Below are 25,259 nucleotides of genomic sequence, written 5' to 3'. Positions count from 1 at the left end.
CGATGCCGGACATCATCGGAGCAGGAGAAATGTCATGAGTAAACTACTGGATCGCTTTCGCTACTTTAAGCAGAAAGGCGAAACCTTTGCCAACGGCCACGGTCAGGTCTACAACAACAACCGTGACTGGGAAGACAGCTACCGTCAACGCTGGCAGTTCGACAAAATTGTCCGCTCCACCCACGGCGTGAATTGCACCGGCTCCTGCAGCTGGAAAATTTATGTCAAAAACGGTCTGGTGACCTGGGAAACCCAGCAGACCGATTATCCGCGTACCCGCCCGGATCTGCCGAACCATGAACCACGCGGCTGCCCGCGAGGCGCCAGCTACTCCTGGTATCTCTATAGCGCCAACCGTCTGAAGTACCCGCTGGCGCGTAAACGGCTGATTGCGTTGTGGCGCGAAGCACTGGCGCAGTTTCCCGACCCGGTGCAGGCCTGGGATAGCATCATGCAGGATCCGGCCAAAACCACCAGCTATAAAGCGGCGCGCGGCAAAGGCGGCTTTGTCCGCTCCAGCTGGAAAGAGCTGAATCAGCTCATCGCCGCCGCCAACGTCTGGACCATCAAACACTACGGCCCGGACCGTGTCGCCGGGTTCTCGCCGATCCCGGCGATGTCGATGGTCTCCTACGCGGCGGGTACCCGCTATTTATCCCTTATCGGCGGCACCTGCCTCAGCTTCTACGACTGGTACTGCGATCTGCCCCCGGCCTCACCAATGACCTGGGGCGAGCAGACCGACGTGCCGGAATCCGCCGACTGGTACAACGCCAGCTACATTATCGCCTGGGGCTCCAACGTGCCGCAGACCCGGACCCCGGATGCCCACTTCTTCACCGAAGTACGCTACAAAGGCACCAAAACCATCGCCATCACCCCGGACTATTCGGAAGTGGCCAAACTGTGCGACCACTGGCTGGCGCCGAAGCAAGGTACCGACAGCGCGCTGGCGATGGCCATGGGCCACGTCATCCTCAAAGCCTTCCACCTTGATAATCCGAGCGATTACTTTCTTAACTACTGCCGCACCTATACCGACATGCCGATGCTGGTGATGCTTGAGCCGCGCGACGATGGCAGCTATGTGCCAGGCCGCATGCTGCGCGCCTCCGACCTGCTGGATGGACTGGGCGAAACGAATAACCCGGAATGGAAAACCGTCGCCTGCACCGCCGACGGCGAACTGGTGGCGCCAAACGGTTCCATCGGCTTTCGCTGGGGCGAAAAAGGGAAATGGAACCTCGAACCGCTGGCTGACGGCAAAACGGTGGAGCTCACGCTGTCTCTGCTGGATATTCGCGACAGCGTGGCGTCAGTCGCCTTCCCCTACTTCGGCGGCAATGAAAACCCGCATTTCCGCAGCGTGCCGCAGGCACCGGTAACCCTTCATCCGCTCCCGGTGAAACAGCTGACGCTGGCCAGTGGCGAAAGCGGCCTGGTGGTCAGCGTATATGACCTGATTCTGGCTAACTACGGCCTGGACCGAGGGCTTGATGATGTCAATGCGGCGAAAGATTTCGCCGAGGTTAAAGCCTATACCCCGGCGTGGGCGGAGCAGATCACCGGCGTGCCGCGCCAGCATATCGAACAAATCGCCCGCGAGTTCGCCGATACGGCGCATAAAACCCATGGCCGTTCGATGATTATCCTCGGCGCCGGGGTAAACCACTGGTACCACATGGATATGAACTACCGGGGGATGATTAACCTGCTGGTGTTCTGCGGCTGCGTCGGCCAGAGCGGCGGCGGCTGGTCGCACTATGTCGGCCAGGAGAAGCTGCGCCCACAGACCGGCTGGCTGCCGCTGGCGTTCGCGCTGGACTGGAACCGCCCGCCGCGGCAAATGAACAGCACCTCCTATTTCTACAATCACGCCAGCCAGTGGCGCTATGAAAAACTGACCGCGCAGGAGCTGTTGTCGCCGCTGGCCGACGCCAGCAAATTTAGCGGCAGCCTTATCGACTTCAACGTCCGCGCGGAACGGATGGGCTGGTTGCCTTCTGCGCCACAGCTCAACGTCAACCCGCTGACCATCAAGCAGCAGGCCGAGGCCGCCGGGCTATCGCCCTCGGAGTTCACGGTGCGGTCGCTAAAATCCGGCGAGATCCGCTTTGCCGCCGAGCAGCCGGACAGCGGTAAAAACCATCCGCGGAACCTGTTTATCTGGCGCTCTAACCTGCTGGGATCGTCCGGTAAGGGGCATGAGTACATGTTGAAGTACCTGCTCGGGACCGACAGCGGTATTCAGGGGGATGAACTGGGCGCCAGCGATGAGGTGAAACCTGAGGAAGTCGAGTGGCAGACGGCGGCTATCGAGGGCAAACTCGACCTGCTGGTGACGCTGGATTTCCGCATGTCCAGTACCTGTCTCTTTTCCGATATTGTTCTACCGACCGCCACCTGGTACGAAAAAGACGATATGAACACCTCGGATATGCATCCGTTTATCCACCCGCTTTCCGCCGCCGTCGACCCGGCGTGGGAGGCAAAGAGCGACTGGGAGATTTACAAAGATATCGCCAAATCCTTCTCGCAGGTCTGCGTCGGCCATCTCGGGAAAGAGACCGACGTGGTGCTGGTCCCGCTGCAGCATGACTCTCCGGCTGAGCTGGCGCAGCCGTTCGAGGTGCTTGACTGGCGCAAGGGCGAATGCGATCTGATCCCCGGGAAAACCGCTCCGTCGATTGCCCTGGTGGAGCGCGACTATCCCGCCACCTGGGAACGCTTCACCTCTCTCGGGCCGCTGCTCGATAAGCTTGGCAACGGCGGAAAAGGCATCTCGTGGAATACGCAAAGCGAAGTCGATTTCCTCGGCAAGCTTAACTACCTCAAGCAGGACGGTCCGGCCAAAGGCCGGCCGCGGATCGACAGCGCCATTGACGCCTCCGAAGTTATTCTCAGCCTCGCGCCGGAAACCAACGGCCAGGTGGCGGTGAAAGCCTGGCAGGCGCTGGGAGAATTTACCGGTCGCGACCACACTCATCTGGCGCTGAATAAAGAGGATGAGAAGATCCGCTTCCGCGATATTCAGGCGCAGCCGCGCAAGATCATCTCCAGCCCAACGTGGTCCGGACTGGAAAGCGAGCACGTCTCCTACAACGCCGGTTATACCAATGTGCACGAACTGATCCCGTGGCGCACCCTCTCCGGGCGGCAACAGCTGTATCAGGATCATCCGTGGATGCGGGCTTTCGGCGAAAGCCTGGTGGCTTATCGCCCGCCCATTGATACCCGCAGCGTCAGCCAGATGAAGGCCGTGCCGCCGAACGGTTTTCCGGAGAAAGCGCTGAACTTCCTGACCCCGCACCAGAAATGGGGGATCCACTCCACATACAGCGAAAACCTGCTGATGCTGACGCTGTCGCGCGGCGGGCCGATCGTCTGGCTCAGTGAAACTGACGCCAGAGAGCTGGGCATTGAAGATAACGACTGGATTGAAGCGTTCAACGCCAACGGCGCCCTCACCGCCCGGGCGGTGGTGAGCCAGCGCGTGCCGCCGGGGATGACCATGATGTATCACGCTCAGGAGCGGATTATGAATATCCCGGGTTCGGAAGTGACCGGCCGCCGCGGCGGCATTCATAACTCCGTCACCCGCGTCTGTCCGAAGCCGACGCACATGATCGGCGGCTACGCCCAGCTGGCCTATGGCTTTAACTACTACGGCACCGTCGGCTCCAACCGCGACGAGTTCATCATGATCCGCAAAATGAAAAATATTGCCTGGCTGGATGACGAAGGTCGCGATCAGGTACAGGAGGCGAAAAAATGAAAATCCGTTCTCAGGTTGGAATGGTGTTGAATCTGGACAAATGCATCGGCTGTCACACCTGCTCGGTCACCTGTAAAAACGTCTGGAGCAGCCGGGAGGGCATGGAGTACGCGTGGTTCAATAATGTGGAAACCAAACCGGGCATTGGCTACCCAAAAAACTGGGAAGACCAGGAGCAGTGGCAAGGCGGCTGGATCCGCGGCATCAGCGGTAAACTGACGCCCCGCCTCGGCAATCGGGTTAGCGTGCTGTCGAAGATATTCGCCAACCCGGTGCTGCCGGTGATTGACGATTACTACGAACCTTTCACCTACGATTACCAGCATCTGCACAACGCGCCGGAGGGAAAATATCTGCCTACCGCCCGCCCACGCTCGCTGATCAGCGGCGAGCGGATGGATAAAATTGACTGGGGCCCGAACTGGGAGGAACTGCTCGGCGGTGAGTTCGAGAAACGCGCCCGCGACCGTAACTTCGAAGCCATGCAGAAAGAGATGTACGGCCAGTTCGAAAACACCTTTATGATGTACCTCCCGCGCCTGTGCGAGCACTGCCTCAACCCGAGCTGCGTGGCCACCTGCCCAAGCGGCGCCATCTACAAGCGTGAGGAAGATGGCATCGTGCTGATAGACCAGGACAAATGCCGCGGCTGGCGGATGTGCATCAGCGGCTGTCCATATAAAAAAATCTACTTTAACTGGAAGAGCGGCAAGTCGGAAAAATGCATCTTCTGCTATCCGCGCATTGAGTCCGGGCAGCCAACGGTGTGCTCCGAAACCTGCGTCGGGCGCATCCGCTATCTCGGCGTCTTGCTGTATGACGCCGACCGTATCGAAGAAGCTGCCAGCACCGAGCATGAAACCGACCTCTATGAGCGCCAGTGCGAGGTATTCCTTAATCCAAACGATCCGGCGGTCATCGAGGAAGCGTTAAAACAAGGCATCCCCCACAATGTCATTGAGGCGGCGCAGAAATCGCCGGTCTATAAGCTGGCGATGGACTGGAAGCTGGCCCTGCCGCTGCATCCGGAGTATCGCACCCTGCCGATGGTCTGGTATGTGCCGCCCCTGTCGCCGATCCAGTCGGTTGCCGACGCCGGCGGCCTGCCCAACAACGGCGCCATCCTGCCGGCGGTGGAGAGCCTGCGCATTCCGGTCCAGTACCTGGCGAACCTGTTGAGCGCCGGGGATACCGGGCCGGTATTGCGCGCGCTGAAACGGATGATGGCGATGCGCCACTACAAGCGCTCGCAAACCGTTGAGGGCGTGACCGATACCCGGGCAATTGAAGAGGTGGGACTCAGCGTTGAGCAGGTCGAAGAGATGTATCGCTATCTGGCGATCGCCAACTACGAAGACCGCTTCGTGATCCCCACCAGCCATCGCGAACTGGCGGAGGATGCCTTCCCGGAACGCAACGGCTGCGGCTTTACCTTCGGCGACGGCTGCCACGGGTCAGATACGAAATTCAACCTGTTTAACAGCCGGCGGATTGACGCCATCGACGTCAGCGGCGTGCGTAAGCATGGGGAGGGCGAGTGATGCGGATCCTGAAAGTGCTCGGTCTGCTGCTGGAGTATCCCGACGAGGTGCTGTGGGAGAACCGCGACGAAGCCCTGGCGCTGGTCAGCGCCGATATCCCTTCCCTGACGCCCTTTGTCGGGGAGCTGCTGGCGGCGCCGCTGTTGGATCGCCAGGCCGACTGGTGCGAGGTGTTCGAGCGAGGGCGCGCCACCTCGCTGCTGCTGTTTGAACATGTGCATGCTGAGTCCCGCGACCGTGGCCAGGCGATGGTGGACCTGATGAATCAGTATCAGCAGGCAGGTCTGCTGATCGATTGCCGTGAACTGCCCGACTATCTGCCGCTGTATCTGGAGTATCTCAGTATTTTACCCCTCGCCGACGCCCGCGAAGGGTTGCAGAATATCGCGCCGATTCTGGCGCTGATCGGCGGCCGCCTGAAGCAACGAGAATGCTCGTATTATCAACTGTTTGACGCCCTGCTGGAACTGGCAAAAAGCCCGCTCACCAGTGACAGTGTCACCAAACAGGTGGCGGGAGAAAAGCGCGACGATACCTGTCAGGCGCTGGACGAAGTGTGGGAAGAAGAGCAGGTGAAGTTTATTGAAGATAATGCGACCGCTTGCGACAGCTCGCCTATGCAAGCTTATCAACGACGCTTTAGCCAGGATGTGGCGCCGCTGTACGTCGACATCCGCGCCGGAGGCCCGAAATGATCCAGTATCTGAACGTCTTCTTTTACGATATCTACCCTTACCTTTGCGGCGCCGTGTTTCTGCTCGGCAGCTGGCTACGCTACGACTATGGGCAGTATACCTGGCGCGCGTCGTCCAGCCAGATGCTGGATAAACGCGGGATGGTGCTATGGTCGAACTTGTTTCATATCGGCATTCTCGGCATTTTTTTCGGCCATCTCTTTGGCATGCTGACCCCGCACTGGGTCTACTCGTGGTTCCTGCCGATGTCGCAGAAGCAGCTGATGGCGATGATCCTCGGCGGCGTGTGTGGGGTGCTCACCCTGGTGGGCGGCATCGGCTTGCTGGCGCGCCGCCTGACCAACCCGCGCATTCGCGCCACCTCCACCACGGCAGATATTCTGATCCTGTGCATTTTGCTGATTCAGTGCGCGCTGGGGCTGACGACGATCCCCTTCTCCGCCCAGCATCCGGACGGCAGCGAAATGCTCAAGCTGGTGGACTGGGCGCAGGCGGTGGTCACCTTCCACGGCGGCGCCTCGGCGCATCTGGACGGCGTGGCCTGGATTTACCGCGTCCACCTGGTGCTGGGGATGACCATCTTCCTGATCTTCCCGTTCACCCGTCTGGTTCACGTCTGGAGCGCGCCGGTGGAGTATTTCACCCGCCGCTACCAGGTGGTGCGCTCCCGACGCTGAGCGCTGGCGGCTGTTATCCTTCATCCTAACCGGTAGCCCGGACGCGGACTTCGCGCGAGTCCGGGTAGTTATCGACCCGGCTCCAGCCGTTATGCCGGGTGGCGGCTGTCGCCTTACCCGGCCTACAGGGCGCTCTCACAGGCTCATACCCCGTAGGCCCGCGCAAGCGCAGCGCCGCCGGGCAAGATATCAGGCACGGTACCTGTAATTTCGCCGGGCGGCGGCTGTCGCTTACCCGGCCTACAGGGCCCTCTCACAGGCTCATACCCCGTAGGCCCGCGCAAGCGCAGCGCCGCCGGGCAAGATATCAGGCACGGTACCTGTAATTTCGCCGGGTGGCGGCTGTCGCTTACCCGGCCTGCAGGGCCCTCTCACAGGCTCATCCCCCGTAGGCCCGCGCAGGCGCAGCGCCGCCGGGCAAGATATCAGGCACGGTACCTGTAATTTCGCCGGGTGGCGGCTGTCGCCTTGCCCGGCCTGCAGGGCCCTCTCACAAGCTCATACCCCGTAGGTCCGCGAAGCGCAGCGCCGCCGGGCAAGATATCAGGCACGGTACCTGTAATTTCGCCGGGTGGCGGCTGTCGCCTTACCCGGCCTGCAGGGCCCTCTCACAGGCTCATACCCCGTAGGCCCGCGCAAGCGCAGCGCCGCCGGGCAAGATATCAGGCACTGTACCTGTAATTTCGCCGGGTGGCGGCTGTCGCCTTGCCCGGCCTACAGGGCCCTCTCACAGGCTCATCCCCCGTAGGCCCGCGCAAGCGCAGCGCCGCCGGGCAAGATATCAGGCACGGTACCTGTAATTTCGCCGGGTGGCGGCTGTCGCCTTGCCCGGCCTGCAGGGCCCTCTCACAGGCTCATCCCCCGTAGGCCCGCGCAAGCGCAGCGCCGCCGGGCATGAGGAGATTTACTTCCCGGCTTCCGGATGGGTATCGAACGCCGCCATCACCGCCGCCAGCGCCGCTTCGCTGAAGCCATGTTTAGGATCGTCCACGCCGAGGCCGAAGCGGGTCTGCAGCCCTTCGTACAGCGCGGAGACATCGGCAAAATCGACCTTCTCCACCACGTGGTTATTCTCCCAGTGGGTAAAGTGGAAATTGGTGAGGGTCATTTTGCCGCCGTCAGGCAGATGACGGCACATCAGCAGGTGGTGACGGAAGTGGGACTGCGGCCAGTGCGCCGACCAGAAATTACCCATCACATAATCAGACGCATACTGGCGGCCTAAATCGAAATGGTACATCGACTGCCAGTGTTCGTGATGGTTGAACTGCAGCGTCCACTCATCCCCTTCATGCACCAGACGATAGCTGCCGTGCGGCGTCTGCTGCGGGATATCGGCCAGCAGCTTGATCGGCGCGGTCAGCGTCTGGCCGCCGAAGCCAACGTCGGCTACCCAGCGCTCGCCCGCCACTTCCACCAGCAATAAACGGTGAGTGCGCGGCGGCATCTGCGGCGGATTGGCCAGCACCACCCGGCCAAGCAGGCTGCGAACGTTAAAGCCTATTTCGCGCAGCGCGCGCTCCAGCAGGCCATTTTGTTCAAAACAATACCCCCCGCGGCGGCCGGCGATCAGCTTCTCTTCCAGCGCCAGGTCGTCAAGATGGATCTCGCGCGGCAGCAGGACGTCGAGGTTTTCAAAGGGGATGGCGCTGTTATGCTGCAGATGTAGTTGGCGCAAGGTATCAATGGAAACATCAGGCTCGCCCGTCCAGCCCAGACGGGAAAAATAGGCGCGTAAAAAGGGACTCATCAGGGTCTCCAGCTGTAGGTGTCCGACATTTATAGCCTATTTTTCCGGGCCGCCCCTCTTTTTTGTGCGCTTGCCGTTAACCGCGCGTGCTGCGCTGCATCAGCGCCAGCGCCGTCAGCATCAGGACCAGACCGGTCAACAGCGTCAGGCTGGCCATCGCCATGCCCTGACCAACGGATCCCTGTTCAAACTGGCGCCAGATAAACACCGCCACGGTCTGCGTGCCGGCGGGCGACAGCAGCAGCGAGGTCACCAGCTCCCGGGACGCCACCGCGAACACCATCAGCATCGCCGCCAGCAGCGCCGGAAAGACCAGCGGCAGGACAATCAACCGCAGCGCCCGCAGCGGCGACGCGCCGTGCACCCGGGCGGCGGGCTCAAGGTTCGGGCCCAGCTGGCGCAGCGCGCTGCCGACATAGCGCACCGGCCAGGGCAGCAGCAGGCAGCAATAGGAGAGCAGCAGCATCCACAGCGTGTTGTAGGGCGAGCGCGGCCAGAAGGGCTGATTCCACAGCAGGATCAATCCCACCCCCACCACCACGCCGGGCAGCGCCGCCGGCATTAGCGACAGCGCATCCACCACCCCGCGCCCTTTGATCTTCTGCACCATTACCAGCCAGGCGGCCAGCAGCCCCAGCGCGCCGACGATCAGCGCCGAACCTAACGCCAGCGACAGGCTGACGCCGAGGGCCGACAGGGCATCGCCCTGCTGGTCGAACAGCGCCGCGAAGTGACGCAGCGTGACATTCTCCAGGCTCACCCCGCCCGAGAGGGTGCCCATCAGGCTGGTGAGCATCATCGAGACGGCGGGGACCCCGACCGCCAGGCCGCCGACGGCCGCCATCACCAGCAGCGCGGGCAGCGTCATCCAGCCCAGCGACGCTCCGCGGTTTTCTCCCGGTTTAGCGGTGACGCTGGTGACCTCCTTCTCCCCCACCAGCCGCGTTTGCAGCCACCAGGCGAACAACGCCACCGCCATCAGCAGCAGCGACAGCAGCGACAGCAGCGCAGCGCCGGTGAGATCCACCGGCCAGTCGGCCAGCTTTTTCTCAATGCCCACCGTCAGCATCACTACTCCCGCCCGACTGCCCAGCGCCGCCGGGACGCCAAACTCCTCGATGGCGAGAGTAAACGCCAGCAGCATCCCCGCCGCCAGCGCCGGGGAGAGCATCGGCAGCGTCACGTGCCAGAAGGCGCGCCAGGCGCTGGCGCCATGGACACGGGCGACCATCGCCAGCCGTTGCCCGCTCGCCAGCAGGCTGCGGGAGACGGCAAAGTAAACCACCGGAAAAATGTTAAAGGTCATCACCAGCACGATCCCGCTGCGGCTGAACAGCAGATCGTTTAGCTGCCAGCCGGTCAGCTGCTGCAGATAGCCGTGGCTTTGCAGAGCCAGCATCCACGAGAGCGCCGAGATATAGGGCGGCGTCAGAAAGGGGATCAAAAACAGCAGGTCCCACAGCCGGGGCAGCGGCAACGAAAACATACCGCGCAGAATACCGAGCGGCAGGCCGATCATCACGCTGGCCAGCGCCACGCCGCCGGCAATCCACAGCGTACCGCCGAGCATCGACGGCAGCTGGGGGTCGGCCAGCAGCGGCGCGACGCCGCCAAAGGCGTCATGGAGCGAACCGGCGCTAAAATGGGGAAAAATCGCCTGCAGCAGAATAAACAACAGCGGTAACGCGACCAGCAGCGTCAGGGCGGCAAGCGTCACGCCGGAAAGGAATTTTTGTTTCACAGCGGTTCCTGAAACGAAGCGTTCTCCGGCGGCCAGCGCCGGAGAACCGTGTCAATTAGTGGGCATACAGCTGACTGAAGCGGCTGAGGACGGCGCTACGCTCGCTACTCCCCTCGCCGCTGGTGGGCAAGACCTTCAGCGCGTCCAGCAGCGGGCGTTTGGCGGCCACATCGCGGCGAGCGGGCATCAGCCAGGCGTCGGCGACCCGCGCCTGACCTTCCGGCGACAGCACGTAATCGATAAAGGCTTTGGCCTCGTCGGCATGCTGGCTGGTTTTGAGGATCATCATCGGGCGCGGGGCGATCACCGTCCCGCTGGCCGGGAAAATCACCTTCAGCGACTCGCCCTGCTGAATATTGCCGTAGGAGACATAATCCACCGCGCCGAACACCGCCGCTTTCGCCCCCTGCATCACCGGCGTCACTGCCTGGGCGTTGGGGCCGCTGACCACCATGCCGTTCTTTTTCAGATCGTCAAACAGCTGCCAGGCCTGGTCGCCCATGCTGTTTTGCAGGCCAATCAACAGATCCAGCGACGCGCCGGAGAGCGACGGGTCGGGCGTGGTCACCTTGTCTTTAAACGCCGGCTGGGTGAGGTCGCGCCACTCTTTCGGCTCCGGAGTGCCGCTTTTACTGTTCCAGACGATGCCAAGCGCCGAGACTCCCTGGGCGATATAGTCCGCCGATTTCAGATTAGCCGGTACCTTGTCGGCGTTGGCGCTGTGAAAAGGCAGCAACCAGCCCCGGTTGTGCAGATCCTCCGCGGTATCCCATGAAGCGGAGATCAGCACATCCGCCTGCGGGTTGGCCTGCTCGGCCTCCAGACGGGCCATCACTTTGCCGGTGGTGGCCTGAAAAACGGTCACCTTCACCCCGGTCTGTTGTTCAAAACCACTGGCCAGGCTTTTCGCCAGCGAGCCGGGGCCGGCGGTGTAAACGGTCAGCGCATGGGCGCTGGAGAGCATCATGGCGGAGAGAGCCATCGCGAGTACCACTCCTTTCTTAACGGTCATAACGGTGTTCATGCAACTTCCTCTGAGGTTGGCGTAACGGCGCGGACAGCGGCCACGCGGCCCGCGGATAAGTGGACGATCCGGTCGGCTAACAGGTCGGCTTCACGGCGGTCGTGGGTGACATACACGGCGGTGGTGCCGAGCTGTCGCAGCAGGCGGCTCATTTCGCCACACAGCGATTCGCGCAGTTCGCTGTCCAGGTTGGAGAGCGGCTCATCAAACAGCAGCACCCGCGGCGCGGCGACGATCGCCCGCGCCAGCGCCACCCGCTGCTGCTGGCCGCCGGAAAGGCCTGAAGGTTTACGTTCCGCAAAGCCGTCGAGGCCCACCCGCGCCAGCGCCTCGCTCACCCGGCGCTCGCGTTCGGCGCGGGCAACGCCGCGCATGCGCAGCGGAAAGGCGACGTTCTGCGCCACGCTCATATGCGGCCAGAGGGCGTAATCCTGGAAAACCATGCCGATATCGCGCTGTTCCGGGGGCAATCCCCATCCTGCGCGGGCGACCAGCCGATCGCCAAAGCGGATTTCACCGCTGGCCGGCACGCTCAGCCCGGCCAGCAGGCGCAGCAAGGTGCTTTTGCCGCAGCCGGACGGGCCCAGCAGCGCCACAATGCTGCCGGGTTCGATATGCAGCGAGAAGCCATCGAGAATGGGGGTCTCTGCGAAGGCGAATGAGACCGCCTGCAGAGTGATAGGGGTCAGCGCGCGCATTGTCGCCCTCCCTTGCGGGAAAGCAACCCTTGCCCGGCGGTCGACATCCGACGGGGCGCGCTCACCTGGGATAACATCAGGGGAGCCAACATATTGTGATCCTCTTTGGGACTTTGTGCTGGCGACTATAGTCAGACGAGATGACGTATTGATTACATTTTCATTGCGGCTTAACGTGTTACCTGCCAACCGACCCATTACTCAAGGAACGCCTATGAGCCGCTTTCGCCACGTGGAACTGCAGTATGCCAGCCGCCTGCTCAACCACGGCCCGACCATTTTGATCACCAGCTACGACGCTGCGTCCGACCGGCGCAACGTCATGGCCGCCGCCTGGTCGATGCCGGTGGAATTCGCCCCGCCGCGGGTGGCTATCGTGGTGGATAAAAGCACCTGGACGCGGGAAATCATCGAGCGCAACGGCACCTTCGGCATCGTGATTCCCGGCGTGGCCGCCGCCAGCTGGACCTACGCGGTCGGCAGCGTCAGCGGCCGCGATGAAGACAAATTCAATGCTTACGGAATTCCGGTGGTGAGCGGCCCGGAACTGGGACTGCCGCTGATCGAGGAGAAGTGTCTGGCATGGATGGAGTGCCGCCTGCTGCCGGCGACGGCGGCCCAGGAGCAGTACGATACGCTGTTTGGCGAAGTGGTTTCCGCCGCCGCCGATGAGCGCGCGTTTGTTACCGGACGCTGGCAGTTCGATGACGATAAGCTCAATACCCTGCATCATCTGGGGACCGGCAATTTTGTCGCCAGCGGCCGCCACGTGCGGGCCAATACTCCGGAAGAGTAGCTCTCCTCGCCTCCGGGGCAATCCTTCACCACCCTGCGCGTCTCTCCCGGGGGCGGCGCGCAGCGCCTTGCCCGGGCTACCGGGCCGCAGACCGCTGTGAACGCGTAGCCCGGACAGATGCGCAGCATCGCCTCCGGGGAGAGAACTAGCGCTGCAAACGCCGCCGGTCTTCGCTGGGCGTCAGGCCAAAAACCTTTTTATATAAAGTGGTAAAGTGATTACTGTTGGCAAAGCCGCATAGATAGGCCACTTCGGTAATCGTCATATCGGTCTCGCGTAATTTTACGCGCGCCGAAACTAATCGCAGACGCTTTAAATAATTATCCGGCGTCAATCCCGTCGCCTCTTTAATATGGCGAAAAGCGGTACGCGTGGTCAGATGGAATTTCTCCGCCAGCTGCTGCCAGTTATGCTCTTCAAAACAGTGCTCCTGTAGCCAGGTCAGCAATTTATGCAGCTTATATTTAGTGGTGCTATATTCGGCTTCGGTTTCGGCATGCAGAATCGTCGTCACCAGCTGGAAAAACGCGGCTTCGCGCAGAGCAATATTTTGCTCCTGCCGCAGCTCGGCAGAAAATATCTTATCCACCAGTTCCTTGCAGATATGGCGGGTGTCCGGCGCCAGCCAACCGTAGCAGGACGCATTCTGCGCAGAGAAAGTCTGTAATAAGGTATCGAGAGGCTGTAAATAATGAAAGCCTACCAACGGATTAATCAGCACATTAATTAACTTAAGCGTCCCCAGCTCATCATAATAATGAACGTCGCCAGGCTGAACGTAAAAAACGTCGCCCTGTTGAATATATAGTGGCCTGCCATTAATAACGTGTAAACCGTGCCCTTCCTCAACGATCACCAGCTCAGCAAATTCATGACTATGTTCATGGCTATTATCTTCCGGATCGCTGGCATACATGCCCAGCTTATCCTGCGGATGGGTGAAATAATACTCAACGGTCAACATCATCATCTGTAAAGTCCAAAACGGCTTACGGCGCAGAGGCAAGATAATGCATTTTCCCGACCGCCACGAGCAAGATGTTTGGAATTGTGATCGGCAACTCGCCCATCTCATTATCAGTGCCAATTTGGCAAATGCATTGGCATTGCCAGAGTGGTTGCCCCCGTGGCCGGCATCTTATGCTGCGGACAAATAAATACAGAGGACGCAGTATGTCACAGGCAATTCAGCATAATTCTCAGGTCTCGATGACCCGCCACCCGGATTTTCTACGCACCGCCGAGACGCTCCGGCCCGCGCTAAGCCGGCAGGCGTACCCGCCGATCGCCGTGGTGGAAGCCCACGCCGACGCCACGGCGCTGTTTGGCTGGCGCGCTGAGCCGGTAAGTTCCCTGGCCGCGTTTTATCAGCGCGAGCTGAGCAGCGGCGATAGCGTCATTATTGATTTTGGCAGCCACTTTGTTGGCTACCTGCATTTTCTCTGTCAGAGCGTCGGGAGCCCGCCGGACGCTCCGGCCCATCTGCAGTTCACCTTCGGCGAAACGCTGAGCGAAGTGTGTGAGCCGTTCAGCGATTACCAGGGTTGGCTAAGCAGCAGCTGGCTGCAGCAGCAGGATCTGTGGCTTGATGTCCTGCCGGCCGACGTTGATCTGCCGCGCCGCTACTGCTTCCGCTATCTGAAGGTGGAGGTCAAAGCCGTGTCGCGCAAGTTTCGTCTGCAGTTCAACCAGATTGAGGTGAATGCCGTTACCTCCGCCAGCGGCGCATGCCCGGCAGCGACAACCGCCGACCCGCAGCTCAAGGCCATCGACAGCGTTGCCGTTCTGACTCTGCAAAACTGCATGCAGGAGGTGTTTGAGGATGGTCCCAAACGCGACCGCCGCCTGTGGCTCGGCGATTTACGTTTGCAGGCGCTGGTGAACGATGTGACCTTCGCCCGTCACGATTTAGTACGCCGCTGCCTGTACCTTTTCGCCGGGCATACTCGTGAGGACGGTATGGTATCGGCCAACGTGTTCGTGCAGCCGGATGTCATTGCTGATGATACCTTTCTTTTTGATTATTCTCTGTTTTTTGTTGACGTTCTCTACAACTATCTGCAAAGCGCGGAGGATATTGCTACGGCCCGCGAGCTGTGGCCCACGGCCCGTCGTCAGATTGAACTGGCGCTGAAACGCTGCGACGCCTCCGGGGTTGTGCGCGATAGCGACGACTGGTGGGTGTTTATCGACTGGCAGGCATCGCTGAATAAACAGGCTGCAGCGCAGGGCGTGCTGATTTACTGCCTGCAGCGCGCCGTCTGGCTGGCGGAGCGTTTCGAACCTGAGCTGGCCGTCCGCTATCGCCAGCGTTTACAGCAGCTTAAAGCTGCGGCCCTCGATGTCTTATGGGACGAGCAGCAAGGCTTCTACATCAGCGGCGAGCAGCGGCAGGTCTCATGGGCATCGCAAATCTGGCTGGTACTGGCGGAAGTCGGTACTCCTCAGCAGCGCCGGGAGATCATGCATAATCTGGAGCAAAATCCCCCCGCGATCGCCATGAACACGCCATACCTGCGTCACCACTATATTGCCGCTCTTCTGCAGTGCGGGCTGCGCGACGACGCTATTGCGCAGATCAAAGCCTACTGGGGAGCAATGGTCGACTACGGCGCCGATACCTTCTGGGAAATCTTCGACCCGGCGCATCCTGATTTTTCCCCTTATGGCAGCAAGCTGATAAACAGTTATTGCCATGCGTGGAGCTGCACCCCGGCCTGGTTTATTCGCCAGTACGGACTTTAACAACAACGATAAGCGAGTTTACTTTTATGGCAGAAACAACCTTTACCCTTTGGCGGCAGCGCCTTGGCTATGGCATCGCCGACCTCTCCTGCAACCTTGTGTGGCAGATGATCTCTCTTTATCTGATGTTCTTTTACACCGACGTGATGGGCCTGCCCGCTTATTACGTAGGCCTGATGTTCCTCGTGACGCGCCTGGTGGACGGCGTTGCCGACGTGCTAATGGGGCTGGTTATCGACAATACCGCCACCCGCTGGGGGCGCTGCCGTCCGTATCTGCTGATTGGCGCGATCCCCTTCGGACTGCTGTGTATTCTGGCCTTCTACGTGCCTGATTTCGGCACCACCGGTAAGCTGATCTACGCTTTTGTCACCTATCTGTGCCTGTCGTTTCTCTATACCCTCGTTAATATTCCATTCTGCGCCATGCTGCCGTTTCTGACGAACGACTCGCGGGAGCGCACGACGCTGTCGGCGGTACGTATTCTGCTCGGCTCGCTCGGCGCGACTATTGTCGCGGTCGCCACGCTGCCGCTGGTTGGCGCGCTGGGGAAAGGCAATCAGGAGCACGGCTTCTTCTATACGGCGGTGGTTTTCGGCGTGATTGCCACCTTTTTTCTGCTGGTGAGCTTCCGGAACGTTAAGGAAAATATCAGCATTACTCAGGAGCGCATGACCTTAAAACGCGCCTGGGTCAGCCTGCGCGCCAACCAACCATGGTTCGTCTTCGCCATCAATATTTTCCTGATGTGGGGCGCGTTTTTCTTCCAGACCGGGGCGCTGGTCTACTTCTTCCATTATTACGTCGGTAATAACGATCTCACGGCGATCGTCGCCGGGATCTCCACCTTCGTTCCTCTGCTGGGTACCCTCACCGTTCCGCTGCTCGCCAGCCGGATGAAAAAGCGCCACGTCTATCTGGTCGCCAGCGCGATCAACCTGGTCGGCATGGTCATGATGATGGCGGCAGGCGTTAACAGCTGGGGTCTGGTTGCCGGAGCGGTCGTACTCTCGCTTGGCGCCGGACAGCGCACGGCAATTTACTTCTCTATGCAAGCCGATCCGGTGGATTACGGAGTCTGGAAAACCGGCATCAATACCGCCGGCATTTTAACCTCCATCAACGGCTTTCTTGGCAAGGTGGCGATGGCGGGCGCGGGAGCCATTACCGGGGTCCTGCTCTCATCCGGCGGTTATATCGCTAATCAGACGCAAAGCGACGGCGCGATGCTGGCGATAAAAGCCTGCTACCTCTATATCCCGGCGCTGCTGATTGTCGCCTCAATGCTGTGGATGGGTCGCTTCTACCGACTCGACGACCAGTACGAGCAGATCCGCGCCGACCTTGACGCTGGACGCCGTGCGCCGTCGAACCCATCGCCCGTTGCTGGAGAAAACCACGCCCTGTAAGGCGCAGCACCCCCTAATACCTCTGAAAAAAATAAGGATTGATATGCGTATCTCTTTGATTAGCGCAGCGGTTTGCTGCGCCCTTTTTTCGGCTTACGACGCGAGTGCGGCCCCGCTCACCGTCGAACAACGGCTGGCGCAGCTGGAGGCCCGGCTTAATCATGCGGAGCAGGAGGCCGGAGAGGCCAAACGTCGGGCGCAGCAGGCGGAGCAGCGCACCAGCGCCGCGGAACAACGCGCGGCGGCAGCGGAAAAGCAGGTGCAGACCCTCAGTCAGCGCACCGCAGCGACCGAGCAAAAGCAGCAGGCTGCCGACAAACAGCTGGCGAAAAGCAGCCTCAGCGATGGCTTCGAGTTCAACGCCTACGCGCGCTCCGGGATGCTGGTTGACAGTCATGGTAAAGGCGCGCGCGGCGGGCCGGGAATCTCCCCGGCCAGTTCGCTCAACGGCGATGCCCACGTTGGCCGTCTCGGCAACGAGAAAGATAACTACGTGGAGCTCAGCTTCGGCAAAAAAATGACCTTCAGCGACGGGTCATGGGCGCACTTTAAAACCATGCTTGCCGACGGGGCAACCAACCCGGATCCATGGGTACAGGATAACGACAGCCACCACCTGAACGTGCGTCAGCTGTACGTCGAGATGGGCAATTTCGCCGATTTTTCCGGGCCGTTCAGGAGCGCGTCCATCTGGGCGGGCAAGCGTTTCGACCGCGATAATTTCGATATCCACTTTACCGATAGCGATATTATGTTCCTCGGCGGTACCGGCGGCGGGATCAATGACGTGAAGTGGGGGGATACGCTGCGCGGCGATTACTCGGTCTATGCGCGTAACTTCGGCGATCTGGGTAGCGATAACTACCAGGATAACGATATACAGAACCTGATGTTCACCGCCAACCACTTCTGGAACAACTGGCAGCTGATGACCACGGCGATGACCGCCCAGGGCAATGATGATCTGAAAGATAATACCTCGACCACCGGCAGTTACGCTCTGCGCAGCGATAATACGGCCAAAAACGGCTACTACGCGATGCTGGCGTATCACGACAAACAGCAATTCTATGGCCTCGCGCCGGGCGTATCGGAGAGCGCCCTGCAGTACGGCGGCGGGCTGGGCGCCGAGGCGCGCCAGCCCGGCAGCGATGGCGATCTTACCGAGAACGCTAAGTCCCTGCGTTTTGCGTCCTACGGCATTTTGCCGTTGGGGAAAAACTGGCAGCTTGCTCCATCGGTTATCGCCCAGCATAGCGAAGATCGCTACCGCGATGGCGACCGCTACGATTGGGCAACCTTTAACCTGCGGGTTTCCCAGGAGATCACCCGCAACTTCGCCCTGCTGTATGAGGCCTCATGGCAGTATATGGACCTGAATCCCAACGGCCGAACCTATCGCTATAATGACAACGTGCATCAATACCAGGCGGTGAGCGGCGATTTTTACAAGCTGACCTTCGCCCCGACGTTCAAAGTGGGCGATGTGTTTGATATCAAAGCGAGGCCGGAGATCCGCTTCTTTGTCACGTGGATGAACTGGGATAAAGACCTGGATCGCTATGCGATCAACGATGATTTCGGCAGTAAAGGCTTTACCGCCGGAGGAAACTGGAACTTTGGCGTGCAGACGGAGATTTGGTTTTAATAAAGTAACCCGTCCGGGGCAAACGCCTGGACGGGTTGATTTATATACACGCTGTTACTTAACGCCAACGGCCGCTGCAAAGTCCTGCTGTTTTAAACCTGTAGCTTCACGTATCGCTTTCACGTCAATTTCGCTGAAGGTATGAACGTGCTGCTCCTTCGGCATTTGTTGACCTTTCTCGATCCTGACCATTTCTTCTGCACTCGCCAGCAGATCGGCAAACAATTCGTCTTTCATATACACCTCAGTTGGCTCTCTGGCGCTTAGGATAGATGAACATGATGTTTCTCTCAGTGCGTAGCCGGAGAAGCCCCTGCCGGAGGCGGCGCAAAGCACCTTGTCCGTTGGACAGATGCGCAGCATCGCCTCCGGGGCGCCGGGTTACATGCTATAACCCGGCTTCTTAATCAATTGCGCCATCTGCGGGGCGATCTCGCTGTCCCACACCGCCTGCCACGCGTCCGGCTCAACCTGAGTGAGCGCGACGCTGACCGCGCCCTCTTTACTGTTCAGATGGCGGATCAGCACCTCGGTAATATCGGCGGCCAGCGCGGTTTTTTGTTCGTCAGTCAGTTCACGGGGAAAGCATTTAATATCAACATGCGGCATAGCAAAGACTCCTTGTGGTGAAGGCCATAACGCTACCACAGAATGGCGGTTGCGGTTGGCATCGCGTGCGTTAAATCAGCTTGTTACGTCGTAGCGCCGCGGCCAGCTCCGGTCGCTGATAGACCGCCAGGGCGACGGCGGCAAATTTGGGCGTATGGGCGTTAAACCACGCCTGCCTGGGCCCCCAGCTATACATCGCCGCGATATAGCAGTCCAGGAGGGTAACCGACGCGCCCAGCGCCCAGGGCCCGGCGACCAGCTGCTGTTCGAACCAGAGATAGAGGTTGTTCCGGTACTGGCGACAATTTTCCACCAGCTGCTCCGCCGCGGCGGGCGCCCAGCGTTCCGGGTAGTCGGCATAGGTAAAGGTGGGATAGACATTCGCCACCAGCCAGATCAGCAGACGCTGAAACTGCTGACGCTGCGGCGTCCCCGGCGCGGGGGCCAGATCGGGGCGCTGGTCGAGGATCATCAGCGCGATGGCGGCGGTTTCGGTCATGATGCTGCCGTCGGCCAGCCTGAGGGTGGGCACCTGGCACAGCGGGTTAATCTGCCGCAGGCGCTCGCGCGCCGGGCCGGGCTGGTCAAAGCCCTCGACGTCAACCACCTCGTAGGGAATATCGGCCAGGGAGAGCATCAGCTCGCTAATCGTCGAGCCCCATCCCGGCACGCCATATACGGTAATCATGGTCTGCCTCCAGGGTAAAGCCTAAGTGTAGGCAGAAAATTGCCGCTCACCCACCCGGCATACCCTGGCCCTGGCGGTTAGTAGGTGATCCCCGGCGGGTTGACCACCGACTGCGCCACCGCTTCGCCCTGCTCTCCCCAGCGCGCCAGCACCTGTTGATATTCACCGCGGGCGATCGCCCCGTCGAGGGCGGCCTGCAGGGCAAAGACCAGACCGTTGCCTTTTTTAGTGGTCGTCGCCACCCACGCTTTTTTCGGCCCCAGGCCTACCACCCGGGTCTGGCCGTTAAGGGCCGCTTTATAGGCGGCCACCGACTGCGGACCGAAAAAAATATCCGCCCGCCCGGACTGGATATAGAGGTTGCCGGAGGCATCATCGGTCAGGTAGACCGGCTGGGCCGGCGGCCGCCCGGCGGCCCGGTTGTCCTCATTCCAGCCCAGCAGGATCCGCTCCTGATTGGTGCCGGACCCAACGATCACTTTGCGCCCGGCAAGGTCCGCAGGTCCATGCACCGCGGCGATGTCGCTGGTGGATTTCACCGAGAAGGCCAGAGAGTCCACCCGATAGGTGGCGAAATCGAACTTCTCTTTGCGCTTCTCGGTTACCGCAATATTAATCAGCGCCACGTCATAGCGGCCGGCGGCGATGCCCAGCGGCCAGTCCTCCCACGCGGTGGGCACCAGCCTGAGCTTCAGGCCAAGGCTCCCGGCCAGCAGGCGGGCTATATCCGGGTCGCTGCCGATCCGCGTGCGGTTGTCGCTGGCCAGCAGCGCCAGCGGCGGCGAATTGAGCGCCGAGATCGCCACCGTCAGCGTTCCCGGCTCCACGAAGCGGTAGCCCGGCGGAATTTTCGCTATCGCCTGCGGGTCGCGGGTGACCGGCAATGGCTGCTCATTGGCGCGCAGATCCAGCGCCGCGTGGGCGTCCAGCGCCAGGGCGCTGAATACAAGGGTCGCTATCGCTCTGTTCATGACGGCAGCACCCTGGATAAAAACTGCCGGGTACGCGGATGCTGCGGATGGTTGAGCACCGCGTCGCTGCTGCCCTGCTCGACGATCCTGCCGTCGACCATAAACACCACCTGGTCGGCCACCTCGCGGGCAAAGCCAACCTCGTGGGTGACCACCACCAGCGTGGTGCCAGAGCGCGCCAGCTTCTTGATCACATCCAGCACCTCGCCCACCAGCTCCGGATCCAGCGCCGAGGTGGGCTCATCAAACAGGATAACCCGCGGGTCCAGCGCCAGCGCCCGGGCTATGGCGATACGCTGCTGCTGGCCGCCGGAGAGATGCCGCGACCAGGCGTCGGCTTTATTGCGCAGTCCGACGACGTCCAGCAGCTCCCAGGCACGGGCAATGGCTTCTTTGCGCGTGACCTGCCTGTGGGCGATCGGCGCCTCTATCAGGTTCTCCAGCACCGTCAGGTGTGGAAACAGGTTAAAGTTCTGGAACACGTAGCCGACGTTGATCCGCTGGCGGAGGATCTCCTTCTCTTTCATCTCATACAGCTTGTCGCCTTTGCGGCGATAGCCAATATAGTCGCCATCAATCTGAATAAACCCCTCATCGACGCGCTCAAGGTGATTAATGGTGCGCAGCAGCGTGGACTTGCCCGAACCGGAAGGGCCGAGGATCACCGTCACCGTGCCCGGAGGTATCTCCAGCGACACATCGTCCAGCGCCTTGTGGCGGCCATAGTATTTGCTGACCCCGGTGATAGAGATATGGCCATTACGAGAGCTGGGCATGGACGGCCTCCTGGGGCTGCGGTTGACGTGCGGGTTGATTCAGACGGCTGCCGCGGGCGCTGTTCACCGCCGAGCGGCGCTCACTGCGCGCCAGGCCACGTTCCACCAGGTACTGAATGGCGGAGAGGACGCTGGTGATCACCAGATACCAGGCGGCGCCGACCATCAACAGCGGGATCACCTCCTGGGTACGGTTGTAGATCATCTGGATGGTGTAGAACAGCTCCGGCATCGCCAGGACGTACACCATCGCCGTTCCTTTCGCCAGACTGATGATCTCATTGAAGCCGGATGGCAGGATGGTGCGCAGCGCCTGCGGCAGAATAATGCGCAGCGTGCGTCGCCAGGCGGGTAGCCCCAGCGCGGCGGCGGCTTCATACTGCCCGTGGTCAACGCCGAGGAAGCCGCCGCGAATAATCTCCGCGGTATAGGCGCTCTGCACCAGGGTCAGGCCCACCACCGCCGTGGAGAATTGCCCCAGCACGTTTATCGTCTGGTAGCTGGCCCAGGTGACGTCGGTAAACGGGATCCCCAGCGACAGGGTGTCGTAGAGATAGGAGAAGTTGTAGAGAATGATCAGTACGACAATCAGCGGCAGCGAGCGAAACAGCCAGATATAGCCCCAGGCGAGGCTGCTGAGCAGCCACGATGAGGACAAGCGGGCCAGCGCCAGCAGGCCGCCGAAGATCACGCTCAGCACCGTGCCGAGCAGGGTCAGAAGCAGGGTTTGCCCCAGCCCTTCGAGGATCACCGGGTCGAAGAACCAGCGGGCGAAGACGCCCCACTCCCAGCGCGGGTTAAAGGCCACCGACTGGATCACCACCGTCAGCACCAGCAGGGCCACCAGGGCCCCGACTACCCGCAGCGGATAGCGCGCCGGCACCACTTTGATCGTTTCAGATGAATGCATCATGCCTCCTCAGGCGCTGTGGCTGAAGGCGCTCACCGCCAGCGCTTTAGTGAACCGCAGTCGGCCATCGTAGGGCGGCTGACTGTACTCTTCGGGGTCTCGCGCGAGGTCGAACTGCGCCTCATACCCCTGGCTGAGATAGAGCTTGACCGCCTCCGGCTGACGAAAGCCGGTGGTCAGGTAGATATGGCTGTACCCGGCCAGCACCGCCCGCCGCTCCAGCTCCTGAACCACTTTCGCCGCCAGCCCCTGCTGGCGCAGACGGCGGTGCGTCCAGATACGTTTGATCTCTGCGGTGTGGCGATCCTTCGGCTTATAAGCGCCGGTGGCGATAATTTCGCCCTCACGCTCAAGGACGATAAACAGCCCCTGCGGCGGCAAATACCACTCGCTCAACTCCACTTCCGCATCGCGGGAAAAATAGTCACCGTAGCGGGCGGCGTATTCGGCAAACAGCCCGCTAATAATCGGCTGCAGCTCCGGTGCGTCCGGAGAAATATCGCGGAATGCTTCGCTCATCGCGCCTCCTGTCAGTCGCCCAGTCCGGGCGGGTTGATCTCCGATTGCGGAATGCTTTCCACTCCCTCTCCCCAGCGGTTAAGCACGTTGGCGTAGTCCCCGCTGGCGATAGCGCCGTTCAGCGCCGCCTGGATGGCATTCACCAGCCCGCTGTCTTTTTTCAGCGTCACCGCGATATGCGCCGCTTTCGGCCAGCCGCCGTCAACGCTGCCCACCAGTTTGGTTTTGCCGGTCAGCGCCGCCTTCCACGCGCCAATCACATTGGGGCCGAAAAAGGCATCGGCTCGTCCGGTCTGCAGCGCCAGAGTCTGGGCGGCATCATCCTTGGTGTAGACCGGGGTAAACGGCTTCAGCCCTTTTTTGACGTTCTCCGCGTTCCACGCCAGCAGGATCGCCTCCTGGTTGGTACCGGAGCCGACGATAATCTTCAGCCCGGCGATGTCTTCCGCCTTGTCAATCTTGCTCAGCGGACTGCTGCTTTTGACGTAGAAGCCCAGCGAGTCTTTGCGGTAGGTGGCGAAATCGAACTTCTCTTTCCGCGCTTTGGTGACCGTAATATTGCTGATCGCGGCATCATATTTGCCGGAGGTGACCCCTAGCGGCCAGTCTTCCCAGGAGGTGGGAACCACGTTCACCTCCAGCCCGAGACTCTCCGCCACCAGCCGGGCGATATCCGCCTCGCTGCCGAGCAGGGTTTTGTTGTCATCGGCGAAGACCGTCAGCGGCGGTGAGTTCAGGGCCGCCACCGCGACGGTAAATTTCCCCGGCACCGCCAGATGCAGATCTTTCGGCAACAGGGCAATGGCCTGCGGGTTTTTCGCTGTGTGAATGGGCGTTTTGTTGGCCTCAAGGCTTACCCCGGTGCCATTGATCTTGACGTCCTGTGCCCACGACGAGGCGCTAAATGCCAACGCGACGGCCAGCAAGAGTGTTGTTTTCTGCATAGCGTGATTCTCTTTTCTTATTTTTGGAATTGATTAGCGGGTAGCGCCAGTCCCAGACTTTCCCGCAGGGTGGCGCCCGGATAGTCGCGACGGAACAGGCCGCGCGCCTGTAACAGAGGCACCACCTCATCCACAAAGCGCGGAAAGGTTTCCGGCGTGCCGCCCTGAATAATGAAGCCGTCCGCCGCGCGCTGTTCGAACCACAGTTGCAGCCCGTCGGCGACATCGCTGGCGGTGCCGGTAAAGCGCGGACGCGGGCTCGCTGCCTCCAGGGCCACCTGGCGCAGGGTTAATCCGCGCTCGCGGGCGTGACGTTTAATCTCGTCGGTGGTACTGCGGAAGCTGTTTTGCCCGAGGTCGCCAATATCCGGGAACGGTTCATCGAGCGGATACTGCGAAAAATCATGGTGTTCGAAATACCGCCCCAGATAGTTCAGCGCATCCTCGATGGAGACCAGCGCCGCGGTGGTCTGGTACTGGCGCTCCGCGTCTTCGGCGTCATCGCCGACAATGACGCTGACGCCCTGGAAAATATGCAGCTGATCCGGGGTGCGCTGCCAGGCCGCCAGCTGGCTTTTCACGTCCTGATAAAATGCCTGCGCCTCGGCCAGCGATTCCTGATGGGTAAAAATGGCATCGGCGTGGCGTGCGGCTAATTTTTTGCCGTCGTCCGACGCGCCAGCCTGGAAAATAATCGGTCGTCCCTGCGGCGTGCGGGCAATATTCAGCGGTCCGGCCACTTTAAAGAAATCGCCGTGATGATCGAGCGTATGCAGCTTATTTTTGTCAAAGAACTGACCGGTCGCTTTATTGCGCACAAAGGCATCTTCTTCCCACGAATCCCACAAGCCTTTCACCACCTGCAGATATTCATCGGCAATGCGATAGCGCAGCGCATGATCCGGATGCTGGGCCCGGGAGAAGTTTTTCGCTGATCCTTCCAGCGGCGAAGTGACCACGTTCCAGCCCGCCCGCCCCTGGCTTAAATGGTCGAGGCTGGCGAACTGGCGGGCGGTGGTAAACGGCTCGCTGTACGAAGTGGATAAGGTCCCCACCAGCCCCAGCCGCCGGGTGACCGCGGCCAGCGCGGAAAGCACCGTTAAAGGTTCGAAGCGATTTAAAAAATGGGGAATCGATTTTTCATTAATATATAAACCGTCGGCGACAAAAATAAAATCCAGTTTTCCCGCTTCCGCTTTTAACGCCGTCTCTGTAACAAAATCAAAATTAATACTGGCGTCCGCTTGCGCCGCCGGATGACGCCAGGCGGACATATTTCCCGATGCGCCATGTAATATCGTCCCCAGACGCAATTGTCGATTTTCAGACATAGCTACCCCTTC

General features: G+C 60.6%; 19 protein-coding genes and 2 pseudogenes. 8 read left to right on the top strand and 13 right to left on the bottom strand.

Annotated features, from left to right (window positions below):
* The first annotated feature begins 34 nt into the window (after positions 1-34).
* The 4 genes from LGM20_RS11710 to narI are packed head-to-tail and all read left to right on the top strand — an operon-like array spanning position 35 to position 6,688.
* Positions 35-3,775 carry a nitrate reductase subunit alpha gene (locus LGM20_RS11710; protein WP_044523471.1) on the top strand — a complete coding sequence of 1,247 codons (3,741 nt, stop codon included), beginning with the start codon at positions 35-37 and terminating at the stop codon, positions 3,773-3,775.
* Complete coding sequence (gene narH / locus LGM20_RS11705) at positions 3,772-5,316, top strand: nitrate reductase subunit beta (protein ID WP_044523473.1); 1,545 nt, start codon at positions 3,772-3,774, stop codon at positions 5,314-5,316. The genes LGM20_RS11710 and narH overlap by 4 nt, the downstream gene beginning before the upstream one ends.
* Complete coding sequence (narW, locus tag LGM20_RS11700; protein ID WP_032453024.1) at positions 5,316-6,011, top strand: nitrate reductase molybdenum cofactor assembly chaperone; 696 nt, start codon at positions 5,316-5,318, stop codon at positions 6,009-6,011. Before narH ends, narW begins: the two co-directional genes overlap by 1 nt.
* On the top strand, positions 6,008-6,688 hold the full coding sequence (gene narI, locus LGM20_RS11695) for a respiratory nitrate reductase subunit gamma (RefSeq protein ID WP_023289864.1): 681 nt from the start codon (positions 6,008-6,010) through the stop codon (positions 6,686-6,688). The genes narW and narI overlap by 4 nt, the downstream gene beginning before the upstream one ends.
* A gap of 904 nt (positions 6,689-7,592) precedes the next feature.
* Here the strand turns inward: narI and nhoA are convergent.
* From nhoA to LGM20_RS11675, 4 genes are all read right to left on the bottom strand, one after another.
* Complete coding sequence (gene nhoA / locus LGM20_RS11690; protein ID WP_017900510.1) at positions 7,593-8,438, bottom strand: N-hydroxyarylamine O-acetyltransferase; 846 nt, start codon at positions 8,436-8,438, stop codon at positions 7,593-7,595.
* Between the two features lie 76 nt (positions 8,439-8,514).
* Positions 8,515-10,179, bottom strand: a complete 1,665-nt coding sequence (locus LGM20_RS11685) for an ABC transporter permease (protein WP_044523474.1) — start codon at positions 10,177-10,179, stop codon at positions 8,515-8,517.
* 55 nt (positions 10,180-10,234) lie between these two features.
* Positions 10,235-11,203 carry an ABC transporter substrate-binding protein gene (locus tag LGM20_RS11680; protein WP_044523475.1) on the bottom strand — a complete coding sequence of 323 codons (969 nt, stop codon included), beginning with the start codon at positions 11,201-11,203 and terminating at the stop codon, positions 10,235-10,237.
* A complete protein-coding gene (locus tag LGM20_RS11675; protein ID WP_044523476.1) occupies positions 11,200-11,901 on the bottom strand; it encodes an ABC transporter ATP-binding protein in 702 nt (233 codons plus the stop codon). The genes LGM20_RS11680 and LGM20_RS11675 overlap by 4 nt, the downstream gene beginning before the upstream one ends.
* Before the next feature lie 214 nt (positions 11,902-12,115).
* On the opposite strand from LGM20_RS11675, the gene LGM20_RS11670 reads away from it, so the two are divergent.
* Entirely contained in the window at positions 12,116-12,697 is a 582-nt protein-coding gene (locus tag LGM20_RS11670; RefSeq protein WP_044523478.1) for a flavin reductase family protein, read from the top strand.
* Between the two features lie 145 nt (positions 12,698-12,842).
* On the opposite strand, the gene LGM20_RS11665 is transcribed toward LGM20_RS11670, so the two are convergent.
* Positions 12,843-13,667 carry a helix-turn-helix domain-containing protein gene (locus LGM20_RS11665; RefSeq protein ID WP_044523479.1) on the bottom strand — a complete coding sequence of 275 codons (825 nt, stop codon included), beginning with the start codon at positions 13,665-13,667 and terminating at the stop codon, positions 12,843-12,845.
* 203 nt (positions 13,668-13,870) lie between these two features.
* Between LGM20_RS11665 and LGM20_RS11660 the strand changes: the two genes are divergently transcribed.
* The 3 genes from LGM20_RS11660 to LGM20_RS11650 are packed head-to-tail and all read left to right on the top strand — an operon-like array spanning position 13,871 to position 18,499.
* Positions 13,871-15,442: an alpha-L-rhamnosidase-related protein gene (locus tag LGM20_RS11660; RefSeq protein ID WP_044523480.1), complete on the top strand. Its 1,572-nt coding sequence runs from the start codon at positions 13,871-13,873 to the stop codon at positions 15,440-15,442.
* A gap of 26 nt (positions 15,443-15,468) precedes the next feature.
* Positions 15,469-16,851, top strand: coding sequence for a glycoside-pentoside-hexuronide (GPH):cation symporter (locus LGM20_RS11655; protein ID WP_044523481.1), 1,383 nt, complete (start codon positions 15,469-15,471; stop codon positions 16,849-16,851).
* Positions 16,852-16,894: 43 nt separating this feature from the next.
* A complete protein-coding gene (locus tag LGM20_RS11650) occupies positions 16,895-18,499 on the top strand; it encodes a carbohydrate porin (RefSeq protein WP_044523483.1) in 1,605 nt (534 codons plus the stop codon).
* Positions 18,500-18,559: 60 nt separating this feature from the next.
* Here the strand turns inward: LGM20_RS11650 and LGM20_RS11645 are convergent.
* The 8 genes and pseudogenes from LGM20_RS11645 to LGM20_RS11610 form a co-directional block, all read right to left on the bottom strand.
* Positions 18,560-18,736: pseudogene (locus LGM20_RS11645) on the bottom strand (NadS family protein); the annotation flags it as partial.
* 144 nt (positions 18,737-18,880) lie between these two features.
* Positions 18,881-19,108: a tautomerase PptA gene (pptA, locus tag LGM20_RS11640; protein WP_004891592.1), complete on the bottom strand. Its 228-nt coding sequence runs from the start codon at positions 19,106-19,108 to the stop codon at positions 18,881-18,883.
* Positions 19,109-19,178: 70 nt separating this feature from the next.
* Positions 19,179-19,796: a glutathione S-transferase family protein gene (locus LGM20_RS11635; protein ID WP_023289870.1), complete on the bottom strand. Its 618-nt coding sequence runs from the start codon at positions 19,794-19,796 to the stop codon at positions 19,179-19,181.
* A gap of 77 nt (positions 19,797-19,873) precedes the next feature.
* Positions 19,874-20,725 carry a transporter substrate-binding domain-containing protein gene (locus tag LGM20_RS11630; RefSeq protein WP_072198978.1) on the bottom strand — a complete coding sequence of 284 codons (852 nt, stop codon included), beginning with the start codon at positions 20,723-20,725 and terminating at the stop codon, positions 19,874-19,876.
* Between the two features lie 38 nt (positions 20,726-20,763).
* Positions 20,764-21,543 carry an amino acid ABC transporter ATP-binding protein gene (locus LGM20_RS11625; RefSeq protein WP_044523486.1) on the bottom strand — a complete coding sequence of 260 codons (780 nt, stop codon included), beginning with the start codon at positions 21,541-21,543 and terminating at the stop codon, positions 20,764-20,766.
* Positions 21,527-22,453 (bottom strand): amino acid ABC transporter permease, encoded by a 927-nt coding sequence (locus LGM20_RS11620; protein ID WP_044523487.1) that lies wholly within the window; start codon positions 22,451-22,453, stop codon positions 21,527-21,529. Before LGM20_RS11620 ends, LGM20_RS11625 begins: the two co-directional genes overlap by 17 nt.
* A gap of 9 nt (positions 22,454-22,462) precedes the next feature.
* The gene (locus LGM20_RS11615; RefSeq protein WP_004202731.1) at positions 22,463-22,972 is read right to left on the bottom strand and encodes a GNAT family N-acetyltransferase; all 510 of its coding nucleotides are present in this window, start codon (positions 22,970-22,972) and stop codon (positions 22,463-22,465) included.
* An 11-nt stretch (positions 22,973-22,983) separates the two neighbouring features.
* A pseudogene (locus LGM20_RS11610) lies at positions 22,984-25,247 on the bottom strand (NtaA/DmoA family FMN-dependent monooxygenase).
* Positions 25,248-25,259 lie beyond the last annotated feature (12 nt).

The sequence above is a fragment of the Klebsiella quasipneumoniae subsp. quasipneumoniae genome (genome assembly GCF_020525925.1).
GTDB lineage: Bacteria > Pseudomonadota > Gammaproteobacteria > Enterobacterales > Enterobacteriaceae > Klebsiella > Klebsiella quasipneumoniae.
This window is presented reverse-complemented; position numbering and strand designations above follow the sequence as displayed.

Bases quoted from the DNA above. Each gene is read 5' to 3' on its own strand.
- LGM20_RS11635 (WP_023289870.1), bottom strand. From the start codon at position 19,796: ATGATTACCGTATATGGCGTGCCGGGATGGGGCTCGACGATTAGCGAG.
- LGM20_RS11625 (WP_044523486.1), bottom strand. From the start codon at position 21,543: ATGCCCAGCTCTCGTAATGGCCATATCTCTATCACCGGGGTCAGCAAA.
- LGM20_RS11620 (WP_044523487.1), bottom strand. From the start codon at position 22,453: ATGCATTCATCTGAAACGATCAAAGTGGTGCCGGCGCGCTATCCGCTG.
- LGM20_RS11675 (WP_044523476.1), bottom strand. From the start codon at position 11,901: ATGCGCGCGCTGACCCCTATCACTCTGCAGGCGGTCTCATTCGCCTTC.
- LGM20_RS11670 (WP_044523478.1), top strand. From the start codon at position 12,116: ATGAGCCGCTTTCGCCACGTGGAACTGCAGTATGCCAGCCGCCTGCTC.
- LGM20_RS11655 (WP_044523481.1), top strand. From the start codon at position 15,469: ATGGCAGAAACAACCTTTACCCTTTGGCGGCAGCGCCTTGGCTATGGC.
- LGM20_RS11665 (WP_044523479.1), bottom strand. From the start codon at position 13,667: ATGATGATGTTGACCGTTGAGTATTATTTCACCCATCCGCAGGATAAG.
- narH (WP_044523473.1), top strand. From the start codon at position 3,772: ATGAAAATCCGTTCTCAGGTTGGAATGGTGTTGAATCTGGACAAATGC.
- LGM20_RS11615 (WP_004202731.1), bottom strand. From the start codon at position 22,972: ATGAGCGAAGCATTCCGCGATATTTCTCCGGACGCACCGGAGCTGCAG.
- LGM20_RS11680 (WP_044523475.1), bottom strand. From the start codon at position 11,203: ATGAACACCGTTATGACCGTTAAGAAAGGAGTGGTACTCGCGATGGCT.
- LGM20_RS11650 (WP_044523483.1), top strand. From the start codon at position 16,895: ATGCGTATCTCTTTGATTAGCGCAGCGGTTTGCTGCGCCCTTTTTTCG.
- narI (WP_023289864.1), top strand. From the start codon at position 6,008: ATGATCCAGTATCTGAACGTCTTCTTTTACGATATCTACCCTTACCTT.
- nhoA (WP_017900510.1), bottom strand. From the start codon at position 8,438: ATGAGTCCCTTTTTACGCGCCTATTTTTCCCGTCTGGGCTGGACGGGC.
- narW (WP_032453024.1), top strand. From the start codon at position 5,316: ATGCGGATCCTGAAAGTGCTCGGTCTGCTGCTGGAGTATCCCGACGAG.
- LGM20_RS11710 (WP_044523471.1), top strand. From the start codon at position 35: ATGAGTAAACTACTGGATCGCTTTCGCTACTTTAAGCAGAAAGGCGAA.
- LGM20_RS11660 (WP_044523480.1), top strand. From the start codon at position 13,871: ATGTCACAGGCAATTCAGCATAATTCTCAGGTCTCGATGACCCGCCAC.
- pptA (WP_004891592.1), bottom strand. From the start codon at position 19,108: ATGCCGCATGTTGATATTAAATGCTTTCCCCGTGAACTGACTGACGAA.